This window comes from Rhizobium sp. Root1334, from assembly GCF_001426665.1.
Lineage (GTDB): Bacteria > Pseudomonadota > Alphaproteobacteria > Rhizobiales > Rhizobiaceae > Pararhizobium.
Genome location: NZ_LMEY01000001.1, coordinates 595,195 through 607,850, shown reverse-complemented (window position 1 = coordinate 607,850; position 12,656 = coordinate 595,195). Strand labels below are relative to the sequence as shown.

The 12,656-nt window shown below is 62.0% G+C and carries 11 protein-coding genes; 8 read left to right on the top strand and 3 right to left on the bottom strand.

The window, feature by feature from the left end:
- Positions 1-12: 12 nt before the first annotated feature.
- Complete coding sequence (locus tag ASD36_RS02955) at positions 13-252, top strand: BrnA antitoxin family protein (protein WP_060504747.1); 240 nt, start codon at positions 13-15, stop codon at positions 250-252.
- Positions 253-506: 254 nt separating this feature from the next.
- Here ASD36_RS02955 and ASD36_RS02945 read toward each other — a convergent pair whose 3' ends face one another.
- Positions 507-758: a DUF1902 domain-containing protein gene (locus ASD36_RS02945; RefSeq protein ID WP_060504749.1), complete on the bottom strand. Its 252-nt coding sequence runs from the start codon at positions 756-758 to the stop codon at positions 507-509.
- A gap of 341 nt (positions 759-1,099) precedes the next feature.
- Here ASD36_RS02945 and ileS point away from each other — a divergent pair, with 341 nt between their 5' ends.
- The 3 genes from ileS to ASD36_RS02930 all read left to right on the top strand — a co-directional run bounded on the left by ileS (position 1,100) and on the right by ASD36_RS02930 (position 5,236).
- Positions 1,100-4,000, top strand: coding sequence for an isoleucine--tRNA ligase (gene ileS / locus ASD36_RS02940; protein WP_060504884.1), 2,901 nt, complete (start codon positions 1,100-1,102; stop codon positions 3,998-4,000).
- Positions 4,001-4,135: 135 nt separating this feature from the next.
- Positions 4,136-4,753 carry a hypothetical protein gene (locus ASD36_RS02935; protein WP_060504750.1) on the top strand — a complete coding sequence of 206 codons (618 nt, stop codon included), beginning with the start codon at positions 4,136-4,138 and terminating at the stop codon, positions 4,751-4,753.
- A gap of 6 nt (positions 4,754-4,759) precedes the next feature.
- Complete coding sequence (locus ASD36_RS02930; RefSeq protein ID WP_060504751.1) at positions 4,760-5,236, top strand: GNAT family N-acetyltransferase; 477 nt, start codon at positions 4,760-4,762, stop codon at positions 5,234-5,236.
- A gap of 18 nt (positions 5,237-5,254) precedes the next feature.
- On the opposite strand, the gene ASD36_RS02925 is transcribed toward ASD36_RS02930, so the two are convergent.
- A complete protein-coding gene (locus tag ASD36_RS02925; RefSeq protein WP_060504752.1) occupies positions 5,255-5,704 on the bottom strand; it encodes a nucleoside deaminase in 450 nt (149 codons plus the stop codon).
- 76 nt (positions 5,705-5,780) lie between these two features.
- On the opposite strand from ASD36_RS02925, the gene ASD36_RS02920 reads away from it, so the two are divergent.
- Genes ASD36_RS02920 through ASD36_RS02910 form a run of 3 tightly spaced genes read left to right on the top strand, consistent with a single transcriptional unit; the run spans position 5,781 to position 9,240 of the window.
- The gene (locus ASD36_RS02920) at positions 5,781-7,787 is read left to right on the top strand and encodes a pseudouridine synthase (protein WP_060504753.1); all 2,007 of its coding nucleotides are present in this window, start codon (positions 5,781-5,783) and stop codon (positions 7,785-7,787) included.
- 6 nt (positions 7,788-7,793) lie between these two features.
- Positions 7,794-8,351, top strand: a complete 558-nt coding sequence (rsmD, locus tag ASD36_RS02915; protein ID WP_060504754.1) for a 16S rRNA (guanine(966)-N(2))-methyltransferase RsmD — start codon at positions 7,794-7,796, stop codon at positions 8,349-8,351.
- Positions 8,352-8,370: 19 nt separating this feature from the next.
- The gene (locus ASD36_RS02910; protein ID WP_060504755.1) at positions 8,371-9,240 is read left to right on the top strand and encodes a patatin-like phospholipase family protein; all 870 of its coding nucleotides are present in this window, start codon (positions 8,371-8,373) and stop codon (positions 9,238-9,240) included.
- A 6-nt stretch (positions 9,241-9,246) separates the two neighbouring features.
- Here the strand turns inward: ASD36_RS02910 and ASD36_RS02905 are convergent, their stop codons facing one another.
- Positions 9,247-11,106, bottom strand: a complete 1,860-nt coding sequence (locus ASD36_RS02905; RefSeq protein ID WP_060508735.1) for a monovalent cation:proton antiporter-2 (CPA2) family protein — start codon at positions 11,104-11,106, stop codon at positions 9,247-9,249.
- A gap of 170 nt (positions 11,107-11,276) precedes the next feature.
- On the opposite strand from ASD36_RS02905, the gene ASD36_RS02900 reads away from it, so the two are divergent.
- Positions 11,277-12,623 carry a TldD/PmbA family protein gene (locus ASD36_RS02900; RefSeq protein WP_060504757.1) on the top strand — a complete coding sequence of 449 codons (1,347 nt, stop codon included), beginning with the start codon at positions 11,277-11,279 and terminating at the stop codon, positions 12,621-12,623.
- Positions 12,624-12,656 lie beyond the last annotated feature (33 nt).

Sequence of the window (12,656 nt, the reverse complement as noted above, 5' to 3'; positions counted from 1 at the left end):
AGGATAATGCCGATGGCTACCACGCCCCGCCGGCCCGTCAGCGCCATGGATGCTGCAGAGGCCCTGTTCAAACCGGCCAAGAAGGCACCGGCACCAGCCGTCGAAAAGCGCGCTCTGCCGGAAACCAAGGAACTGGTGTCGATCAAGCTCGACAGCGCCGTGTTGCATTATTTCCAGGACGATGGCCCCGGCTGGCAGGACCGCATCAACGATGCACTGCGCGCCGCAATGCAGGCGAATCCGAAGGACTGAGTCAGCTTATCCGATTTGTCCGATACGGTTCGCTTCGTCGCTTCCAGTGAGGCCGTATCAAAGCTTGCGGTCGGATCCCGCAGTCTTGAGAATGGCGTTCGCAGTATGGCGGCTTTTCAAATTTCGCGGAACGAGCACCATTTTACCGGTGGCACGCGATTGCCATTTCTCGTGTGAGCCTTTGGCATTTGTTAGATATTCGTAGCCGAGGGCAAGGAGGATATCACAGACCAGCCTGTAGTATCCTTGCACCATTATGCCGCCACCGGAAACGCTGGTCTCTGCCAGAGAATGGCTGGAATGAGGTCACGTAACGGCGTTCCGGCAAGGTCGGGCAGGCTGATATGGTTCGCCACAATCAGGTCGATCGCCGTACCGAAAATAATCTCTTCGAACTCGTCGATCGTGGTGGCTTCGATGTGGAAACCTTCGATGTCGCTTTCCGAATAAAACACCATTGCCTCAGGGTCCCAGACCGCCTTTACAAAAAATGTCCGCTTGACCATCTGTTGCTCCCGTTTCGACCTTGCTATCGGCGATGCGCTATCTGATCCAATATCATATAATGCAGTGGAAATTACGTTTCATCACAATGAACCATATCGTTCTTTGAAACTTTGCCGTTGTCATCTTCCTTTTCGCGCAAAAACCGCTTAAACAACCGGCCACCATGACCCGATATCGTCGATTGATACGTGATCAGCGAATTATTGGCCCGGCCTTCTGAGCGCTCTGACTGCAGCCGGAAGGTCCGGGTTTTCGGCGTTCGGCCTGAACGCCACCGTTTCCCTTATGATATCCCGTTCGCACGCGCGGCGACACGCGCCCAGATATGATTGCTGAAACCATGACCGATACCGTTGAAAAGCTCGATTATTCCAAGACCCTCTATCTGCCGGAAACCGAATTTCCGATGCGCGCCGGCCTGCCGCAGAAGGAGCCGGAAACGGTTGCCCGCTGGCGTGAGATGGACCTCTACAAGAAGCTGCGGGCTTCCGCCGCTGGCCGCGAAAAGTTCGTCCTGCATGACGGCCCTCCCTATGCCAACGGCAACATCCACATCGGCCACGCGCTGAACAAGATCCTGAAAGACGTCATCACCCGCTCGTTCCAGATGCGCGGCTATGATAGTAACTATGTTCCGGGCTGGGATTGCCACGGTCTGCCGATCGAGTGGAAGATCGAAGAGGAAAACTACCGGGCCAAGGGCAAGGCCAAGCCAGACCTGAAGCAGCCGGACGCGATGATCGAGTTCCGCAAGGAATGCCGCGCCTACGCTGAAAAATGGATCAAGATCCAGGGCGACGAGTTCAAGCGCCTCGGCATCATCGGCGATTTCGACAATCCGTACCTGACGATGAATTTTCACGCGGAAAGCCGCATCGCCGGCGAACTCCTGAAGATCGCCATGAGCGGCCAGCTCTACCGAGGCTCTAAGCCGATCATGTGGTCGGTTGTCGAGCGCACGGCGCTGGCGGAAGCCGAGGTCGAGTATCATGAATATGAGAGCGATGCGATCTGGGTGAAGTTCCCGGTGGCTGCCGGTGCGCCGGCTCTCGTCGGCGCCCATGTTGTCATCTGGACGACTACGCCCTGGACGATCCCGGGCAACCGCGCCGTCGCCTATTCGCCGAAGGTCTCCTATGGCCTGTACGAAGTGACGGCTGCCGAGAACGACTTTGGTCCGCGTCCGGGCGAGAAGCTGATCTTCGCCGATGCGCTTGCAGACGAATCCGCCGCCAAGTCCAAGCTGACGTTCAAGCGTCTGCTCGACGTGTCGGCAGACGATCTTGCGGGTCTCACGGCTGCCCACCCACTCAAGGATCTCGGCTACGACTTCGTCGTCCCACTCCTCCCAGGTGATCACGTCACTGACGATGCCGGTACTGGCTTCGTCCACACCGCGCCGTCGCACGGCCGCGAAGACTTCGAGGCCTGGATGTCGGGCGTCAAGGAACTCGAAGCCCGTGGCATCGACACGCGCATCCCGTTCCCGGTCGATGACTCGGGCACCTACACCGCCGACGCTCCCGGTTTTGAGGGCGCCCGCGTCATGGACGACAACGGCAAGAAGGGTGATGCCAACGACCGCGTCATCAAGGCGCTGATCGAGCGCAACGCGCTGTTTGCCCGCGGCCGCCTGAAGCACCAGTATCCGCACAGCTGGCGCTCCAAGAAGCCGATCATCTTCCGCAATACGCCGCAGTGGTTCGTCTATATGGACAAGGACCTGACGGACGGCACGACGCTGCGCACCCGCGCCCTGACCGCGATCGACGACACCCGTTTCGTGCCGGCTGCCGGCCAGAACCGCCTGCGCGCCATGATCGAACAGCGCCCGGACTGGGTTCTGTCGCGTCAGCGCGCCTGGGGCGTGCCGATCTGCGTCTTTGCCGACGAAGAAGGCAATGTCCTGCAGGATGCCGAGGTCAATGCCCGCATCCTCGAGGCCTTCGATGCCGAAGGTGCGGATGCCTGGTTTGCCGCCGGTGCCAAGGAGCGTTTCCTCGGCAACAAGCATGACGCATCCAAGTGGACACAGGTCATGGACATCCTTGACGTCTGGTTTGACAGTGGCTCGACCCACACCTTCACGCTGGAAGACCGCCCGGACCTGAAATGGCCGGCGGACGTCTATCTGGAAGGTTCCGACCAGCATCGCGGCTGGTTCCATTCCTCGCTGCTCGAATCCGCCGCCACCCGCGGCCGCGCGCCCTACGATACGGTCATCACCCATGGCTTCACCATGGACGAAAAGGGCCAGAAGATGTCGAAGTCGCTTGGCAACGTCGTCTCGCCGCAGGACGTGATGAAGGATTCTGGCGCCGATATCCTGCGTCTCTGGGTCATGACCACGGATTATTGGGAGGACCAGCGTCTCGGCAAGACGATCATCCAGACCAATGTCGATGCGTACCGCAAGCTACGCAACACCATCCGCTGGATGCTCGGCACGCTCGCCCATGACAAGGGCGAGGAGATCGCTCTCGCTGACATGCCCGAACTCGAACGCCTGATGCTGCATCGCCTGGCCGAACTCGACCAGTTGGTACGCGAGGGCTACGACGCCTTCGACTTCAAGAAGATCGCCCGCGCGCTGATCGACTTCTCGAATGTCGAGCTCTCGGCCTTCTACTTCGATATCCGCAAGGACGCGCTCTATTGCGACGCGCCGTCGAGCCTGCGTCGCCGTGCCTCGCTTGCGGTCATCCGCAAGCTGTTCGAGTGCCTCGTGACCTGGCTTGCGCCGATGCTGCCCTTCACCACGGAAGAGGCCTGGTTGTCGCGTGATCCGTCTGCGGTCTCCGTGCATCTGGAACAGTTCCCGATCGTGCCGGCCGAGTGGCGCGACGAGGCTCTGGCCGAGAAGTGGAAGAAGATCCGCGACGTTCGCCGCGCCGTCACCGGTGCTCTGGAAATCGAGCGCCGCGACAAGCGGATCGGCTCTTCGCTGGAAGCGGCCCCGGTGGTGCACGTTGCCGATGCGGATCTGATGCAGGCATTGGATGGTCAGGATTTTGCAGAAATCTGCATCACTTCCGGCGTCACCATCGTTGCGGGCATGGGACCGGCCGGCGCCTTCTCGCTTGGCGATCTGGCATCAGTCAGCGTCGAGCCCGTGCTTGCCGAAGGCGTCAAATGCGCCCGGTCCTGGCGCATCACGGCCGATGTCGGCTCCGATCCGGCATTCCCCGATGTCTCCGCCCGCGATGCCATTGCGCTTCGCGAGCTCGGATACGCTTCTTAAGGGATTGTTTACCGGATGAATTGCGTAATTGCGGTTCATCCGGTAAACCTGCCTGAAAATCGGCGGATTTATCCGTCATGGGCGCAGCAATGCCGCTCAAGTATCGATCGTGCCGGCACCGCTGGAAGGGTTTTCATGGGAATGACGCGAGAGTTTCGACTGTATGCCGGCCTGTTCGGCATTGTAACCGGCAGCTTTGTCTTGACCGGCTGCATCGGCGGCCCGACCTACGGCACGGACAAGACCGCCGGCGAGCATCTGGTCGATGACCTTGGCAGTGCAGTCAGCATCGCGCCGTCCAATCCCAACAACGTCAAGTATCAGCCGCGCCCCGGCCTGGTGTTGCCGCCCTCGAGCGAAACGGCGCAACTCGTGCAGCCGCAGCAAAACCTGGCGACCAAAGACAATCCGCAGTGGCTCGAATCGCCGGAAGACACGCGCCAGCGTCTGCGCGAGGAAGCCGACGCCAATGCCGATAATCCGAACTACGTTTCGCCGCTGGCCAAGGCGAGTGCCAACGGTCGGGCCTTGACCAAGAGCGAGCAGACACAGGCCTATCGCGAGGCCCGCAAGATCCAGATGGGCGCCTATGCCGACAAGCGCCGGTTCCTCAGCGACCCGCCGCTCGAATACCGCAAGCTGCCGGAAGAGGCGACGGCGGATCTGGGCGAGCCGGAACAGGTCAAGGAGCGCCGCCGCAAGAAGGAAGCCGCGATCAAGGGCAGCGGCAAGAAGTGGTACCAGGTTTTCTGATCCGGCATGTTCAAGATCCGCGCGGCCACACCTGACGACGCAGGCACGATCCTGCGTTTCATCACCGAATTGGCAATCTACGAGAAGGCCGGCCACGAGGTCGAGGCGACCGTTCAGTCGGTCACCTCTTCGCTGTTCGGCGAAAATTCCGTTTCGCATGCGGCGATCTGCGAGCGCGATGGCGTTCCCGTCGGTTTCGCCGTGTGGTTCTTCAGCTATTCCACATGGCTGGCGCGCAACGGGCTTTATCTCGAAGACCTGTATATCACGCCGGACCAGCGCGGATCGGGCGCCGGGCGCACGATGCTGCGCTATCTGGCGCAGATCGCGGTCGAGAAGGGATGCGGCCGCTTCGAGTGGAGCGTGCTCGACTGGAACGAGCCGGCGATCAAGGCCTATGAGGCAATCGGCGCCGAGCCGCTGTCGGAATGGACACGCTATCGCCTGTCCGGCGCGGCTCTTGAAAGCTTTGCTGCCGGATAGGATTTCCTGTTTGGCTGTTTAGCGTCTTCCGGCAAAGAACGCCCTGAGGATATCTGCCGCACTCTGACCGGAAAGACCGGAATACACATCCGGCGCATGATGGCAGGTCGGTTGATGGAAGAAGCGGACGCCATTGTCGACGCCGCCGCCCTTCGGATCTTCGGCGCCATAATATACCCGGCGCAGACGGGCAAACGAAATCGCTGCCGCGCACATGGTGCAGGGCTCCAGCGTGACGTAGAGATCGGCACCGTTCAGCCGTTCTGCCCCGATGGCGCCTGCTGCCGCGCGGATCACTTCGATTTCGGCATGCGCGGTGACATCGTTGCGCTCGCGCGTGCGGTTTCCGGCGCTGGCGATGACCGCGCCATTGACGACAAGGACGGCGCCGACCGGCACTTCGCCACGCGCCGCCGCCATTCTGGCTTCTTCCAAGGCCAAATCCATAAACCGGCTCGTTTCAGCCATCGTTAAGACCCGTGATAATTTCTCTTAACCCAAGGGCCGTGACCTGATAGGACAGCCCAAAAGGCAGGCAACACAAATGACATTCAAAGACAAGCCCCAGCGGCCTGGCGGCAAGCCCGTACGGTCCGACAAGAAGCCCCATACCGGCGCGCGCAAGACCGCTGCCGATCATTCGGGCGAAACGAACGAAACGGAAAAGCCGCGCAAGCCACGGCCGGCGGCGGCAGAAACCGTCGGCGCCGATGTGCCGCAGCGTATTTCCAAGATCATGGCGCGCGCTGGCGTGGCCTCGCGCCGCGATATCGAGCGCATGATCATGGAAGGCCGCGTTTCGCTGAACGGCAAGCTGCTCGACAGCCCGGTCGTCAACGCGACGCTCGCCGATCACATTGAAGTGGATGGCCAGCCGATCCGCGGCATCGAACGCACTCGCCTCTGGCTCTATCACAAGCCGTCTGGCCTGGTGACCACCAATTCCGATCCGGAAGGCCGCCCGACGGTTTTTGACAACTTGCCGGAAGACCTGCCGCGCGTCCTGTCCATCGGCCGTCTCGACATCAACACCGAAGGCCTGCTGCTGCTCACCAATGATGGCGGTCTGGCTCGTGTTCTCGAACTGCCCGCCACTGGCTGGCTGCGCCGCTACCGCGTCCGCGCGCATGGTTCGATCGACCAAGCGGCGCTCGACAAGCTGAAGGACGGCATTGCCGTCGACGGCGTGCTCTACGGCGCCATCGATGCGACGCTCGACAAGGTTCAGGGTTCCAACGTCTGGATCACCATGGGCCTGCGCGAAGGCAAGAACCGCGAAATCAAGAACGTCATGGGCGCGCTCGGCCTCGACGTGAACCGGTTGATCCGCATTTCCTACGGTCCGTTCCAGCTCGGCGAACTGCCGGAAGGCCAGGCGCAGGAAATCCGTGGCCGCACGCTGCGCGACCAGCTGGGTCCTCGCCTGATCGAGGATGCCAAGGCGAATTTCGATGCACCGATCTTCGACGCTGCCGCCGAAGACGAAAAGCCGCAGAAGAACGAATGGGCCGCCGGAAAGCCGGAAGCCCGCGAACGCGGTGGTTTCAAGGAAAAGGCCGGCGACAAGCGCGAGCGGGCGCTGTCGCGCCTCGATACAACACGGCGTGATGACCGCAGCGGCGGCCGTGGTGACCGCAATGACCGTGGCGGACGTGATGCGCCGGCTGCGAAATTCGACGAGCCGAAGCGTGAACCGGGTTTTCGCGCCCGCAAGGCCAATGTCTGGATGGCGCCCGGCGCCAAGCCGCTGGCGGAAAAGAAGCCGAAGGACGCACAGGCTGCCGATGGTGCCGAGAAGCCAGTCCGCCGCGAGCGCCCGGAAGGCGCGCCGACGAGCAAGCGCTACGGCCGCAACAAGGACGGCGTCGCGACCAAGTCCAACAGGAAGTTCGATCCGGACCGCAAGAAGGCGTCGGTCTACGACCGCCCCGACCGTGGCCCGCGTGTGATCGTGACCCGTGATTCCGACGACAACGATTGGATCCGCGCAACTGACGAGCCAAGCCGCGATGAAGGCCGTGGCAGCGACCGCAGGCGTTCCGGTGGTGATGATCGTGGTGGCCGCAGTTTTGGCGACCGCGCCCCGCGTGGCGATCGTCCTCAGGGGGATCGTCCGCCGCGTCGCGATGGCGACAAGCCGTTCGGTGCTCGCAAACCGCGTGCCGAAGGCGCCCGTTCGTTCTCCGACCGGCCCAGAAGCGATCGGCCTGCCGGTGATCGCCCGCAAGGCGACCGCCCGCGCAAGCCCTTTGGCGAAAAGTCGTTCTCGCGTGAGGATGGCGACCGCAAGCCGCGTGATTTCGGTGATCGTCCACCGCGTGGGGATCGTCCCCAGGGCGACCGCCCGCCGCGTCGCGACGGTGACCGTCCGTTCGGTGGCAAGCCCTCTGGCGACCGGCCTTCCGGTGGAAAATCGTTTGGCGGCAAGCCGGGTGGCGCAAAGCCGTTCGGCGCCAAGACCGGTGGTCCGCGCAAGCCCGGCACGGGCGGCGGCAAGCCTTCGGGGGGCCGTCCGGCCGGTGGTGGTAAGCCACGCGGACGCGGGAACTAAGCGCCGGTGCGGATCGTCGGTGGCGAGTTTCGCGGGCGCGGGCTCGCAACGCCCAATTCCAACGACATCCGGCCGACCACGGACCGGACGCGCGAAAGCCTGTTCAACATCCTGAGCCATTCCTATCCGGAAGCGCTCGGCGGCCGTGTTCTCGATCTCTTTGCCGGCACTGGCGCGGTCGGGCTTGAAGCCCTGTCGCGCGGCTGCCGACAGGCGCTGTTCGTTGAAATGGGCGCTGAGGGCAGGGGACTGCTGCGCACCAATATCGAAGCGTTCGGCCTGACCGGTCGGGCACGTGTCTTCCGTCGCGATGCGACCGATCTCGGTCCGGCCGGCACCGTCGAGCCGTTCAATTTCCTGTTTGCCGATCCGCCCTATGGCAAGGGCTTCGGAGAAAAGGCACTTGCGTCGGCTGCGAGTGGCGGCTGGCTGGTGCCGGGTGCACTTGCCGTGCTCGAAGAGCGGGCCGATGTGCATCCCGTCTTGCAGACTGGGTTCGACTTCATCGACGACCGCCTATTCGGCGAAACCAAGATGCATTTCTACCGTTACCGCGCCGCGTGATACCGGAAAGACGCTGAGCATGACGCAAGGCTTCGAAACATTGAAAAAATCGGCGGATCCGACCGTTGCCATCGCCTTTGGCGGTGGCGGCGCGCGCGGCCTCGCCCATATTCACGTCATCGAAACGCTGAACGAACTCGGTATTCGCCCGGTTGCCATTGCTGGCTCATCCATTGGGGCGATCATGGGGGCGGGCATGGCGGCGGGCCTCACAGGTGCCGACATCCGCGACCATACGCTTGCGACCGTTGGCCGCCGCAAGGAGATCGTCAACCGCCTCTGGAGTCTACGCCCGTCGAGCTTCACGCAGGCCGTGGCCGGTGGCTTCCGGTTCGGGCAGTTCAATCTGGAGAGAATTCTGCCCGCTTTCCTGCCGGAGGCGATCCCGAAAGACTTTGGCGAACTCGGTATTCCGCTGCAGATTGCCGTGACGGATTATTACGGGCAGGCGGAACATGTCTGCCAGAGCGGCGATCTTCATCAAGCTCTGGCTGCATCGGCGGCAATCCCGGCCATGTTCATGCCCGTCCGGATTAACGGGCGTGTGATGATCGATGGTGGCATCTACAATCCGGTTCCCTTCGATCACCTGATGGGCCGTGCCGATATCGTCATTGGCGTCGACGTGGTCGGCGGCCCGGATGGCGACGGCGAGACCATGCCGAGCCGCATCGACAGTCTGTTCGGGGCAAGCCAGCTGATGATGCAATCGATCATTGCCATGAAGGTGAAGGCGCATCCGCCGCACATTCTGCTGCGCCCGGAGGTCAACCGTTTCCGGGTGATGGATTTCTTGAAGGCGCAGGAAGTGCTGACCGCGACTGTTGCGGTGAAGGATCAGCTGAAGACAGCGCTTGATGCCGCCTTCAGCGCGAGAGCCCGGGGCTGAGACGGATCAATCGGCTCCGGCCAGAGCGTCGTTTGCAGGCTTTGCCTTGCTGGCAGGGCCTGACGGCAGGATGTCGTCATCGGCTGCCAGCGAGGATGCTGTCTCGCGCTTCGGCTTGATCAGTGGCTCTGGCTTGACCGGTTCGAAATGCAGCATGTCGCGCCCGGCGGTGATGCCCTCCGCTTCCTGCACCACCAGCCGGGCCTCGTCGCGACGGCGAATATCGTTCATGATTTCTTGCGCCTCGTTGTCGGCGATCCCCAATCCTTCCAGCGTCTTGCGGCCGAACACCAGGCCGGACTCGAACGTCTCGCGCAACTCGTAATCGACGCCGCGGGCGCGCAGCGACAGGGTGTGCAGCCGGTCATAGGCGCGTGCGTAAATCCGGGCATTCGGATATTCCGCCTGCACCATATCGACGATCCTGTCGGTGATTGCCTGTTTCTGGGTGCAGACGGCGACGATCTTGGCTCGCTCGATCCCGGCCGCGCGCAGCACGTCCAGCCGTGTTCCATCGCCGAAATAGATGCGGAATCCGAAAGTTGCCGCCTGCCGGACGCGGGCGGCGGAATGATCGATGATTGTCACTTCTCGGCCACCTGCCAGAAGGATCTGCGAGGCGATCTGGCCGAAGCGGGAAAACCCGATCATCAGCACATCGGCACCGGCGCCGTCGAAATCCTCTTCCAGCTCTTCCGTTGCTTCTTCCTGATCCTGCATGAGCAGCCCGGCCAAGGCGGAGGCTGCAGGCGTCAGCGCCATCGACAGGGTAACGACGACGATCAGGAGCGAGGCCCAGCTGTCGGGAAACACGCCTGCAGTGGCCGCCGCCGTGAACAGCACGAAACCGAATTCGCCTCCCTGTGGCAGGAGCAGGCCGATGCGCACGGCATCATTATGCGGCGAGCCAGTGATCCGGCAGAGCGTATAGATGGCCACGGCCTTGACCAGCATCAGCAAGGGGACGGCGATCAGGATCAGCACATAGTTTCCGGTGATGACACGCAGGTCCAGTGACAGCCCGACCGCCATGAAAAACAGGGCGAGCAGCAGTCCGCGGAAAGGCTCGATATCGGCTTCGAGCTCATGCCGATAGGACGACTCCGCCAGAAGCACGCCGGCGAGAAAGGCTCCCATCGCCATGGAAAGCCCTGCGAGCTGCATCAGCGTGGCGGCCCCCAGGACGATAAGCAGCGCTGCTGCGATCATGACTTCGCGCGCCCCGGTGCGGGCAATGACCTGGAAGAGTGGGTTGAGCAGATAGCGGCCGGCAATGACCAGGATCAGGATTGCGCCAATGGCTACGGCGAAATCCTGAAGCGGCGGTGTCGTATCTTCAGGGGCCTGTAGCGCGACCAGTGGGATGAGTGCCAAAAGCGGCACGATCGCCAGATCCTGCAAGAGGAGGACGGAAAAGGCACGCTGACCGTAGCGCGTATTGGTATCGCCCTTTTCATCGAGAATCTGCAGCGCAAAGGCCGTCGATGACAGCGCCAGTCCGAAACCGGTGATGATGCTGCCGCTCCAGTCCAACAGGCCGCTGCAGAAAACGATCGCCGAGATCACGGTGCCGGTCACAAGGACCTGTGCGGTGCCAAGCCCAAAGATATCGCGCCGCATCTGCCAGAGCCGGGATGGCTTCAGCTCCAGTCCGATGAGGAAAAGCAGGAAGACAACGCCGAGCTCGGCAAATCCGAGGATCTGCTCGCCATCGCTGATCTGGTGGAGCAGCGGGCCGATGATGATACCGGCCGCAAGATAGCCGAGAACGGTGCCGAGCCCGAGTTTCTTGAAGATCGGCGCTGCCGCGACGGCGCCGCCGAGCAAGAGCAGAGCCTGTGAGGTAAGGGCGGGTGTCGTCGACATTACGTGTTCTTTCCTGGCGCGCAGCTGCATGTTGCAGCTCTGGCGTGTCTGGGCGGGCAGGAGTCGCCCTAAATTCGGCATTTGGCCGGAGGCGGCGATCAAGAATCAGGATATGCCCTTGATGCCGGTCCTACTGCACAATAAATGGAGCGGGAATGAAAGGCTAAATCATGTCCGATATTATCGATTCCGGTGTTCTGCAGACAAGGGCGGCAGCGCTCATCGATTTGGCGCTGAAAGCGGGGGCCGACCAGGCGGATGCCGTGGTGGTCCGGGGACGCTCACGGTCCGTTTCCGTTCGCCTCGGCAAGGTCGAGGGCACCGATGCCTCGGAAAGTGATGATTTCTCGTTGCGGGTTTTCGTTGGCCGTCGTGTCGCCAGCGTTTCTGCCAATCCGGGGTTCGATCTCAAGGTCTTGGCCGAGCGTGCCGTGGCGATGGCCAAGGCCTCTCCTGAAGACCCGTATGCAAGCCTTGCAGACAGCGAGCGGCTGGCAAAATCCTACCCTGACCTCGAACTTTACGATTCAACGGAAGTCTCGACGGAAACGTTGACCGCTGCAGCACTCGAGGCTGAAGAGGCAGCGCTTGCCGTCAGCGGCGTTACCAACTCCAGCGGTGCAGGCGCCTCCGCCGGCATGGGCGGCCTAGTACTGGTCACGTCGCATGGTTTTTCCGGTGCCTATATGGGCACGCGTTTCGGCCGTTCCGTCAGCGCCATTGCCGGCGACGGCACCAAGATGGAGCGCGACTACGACTTCGACAGCCGCCTTTATTTCGCCGACCTGAAATCCGCAGCCGAGATCGGCCGCACGGCTGGCGAACGGGCAGTTGCGCGCATTGGTCCGCGCCAGGTGCCGACGCAGAAAAACGTCACTGTCGTGTTTGATCCGCGCATGTCGCGCGGTTTTGCCGGACACATTGCCGGTGCGATCAATGGTGCGTCGGTTGCCCGCAAGACCTCGTTCCTGCGCGACATGATGGGAAAGCCGGTGATGAAGGCCGGGATTACGGTCACCGATGATCCGTTGGTGGTGCGCGGTTCGTCGTCCCGCCCGTTCGACGGCGAAGGTGTCACCGGGCAGAAATTGTCGATGATCGAGGATGGCGTGCTGCAGCAGTGGTTCCTGTCCACATCGACCGGCCGGGAATTGGGTCTGGAGACCAACGGGCGCGGCGTGCGCGGCGGCACCGCGGTCTCCCCTTCTGCGACCAACTTTGCGCTGGAACCCGGCAATATCTCGCGCGAAGACCTGATCCGCAGCATCGGAACGGGTTTTTATGTGACCGAACTGATCGGTCAGGGCGTCAATATGCTGACCGGCGAATACAGCCGTGGTGCATCCGGTTTCTGGATCGAGAATGGCGAATTGACCTTCCCGGTCTCGGAGGTAACGATTGCTTCCAATCTCAAGCAGATGTTCTTTGCCATCACGCTTGCCGACGATATTGACCGCAAGTTCGGCATAGCTGCCCCGACGCTTGCTATTGAAGGCATGACGCTCGCCGGTAAGTAAGCGCTACTACACGCATCTTTAACGCGGCGGATG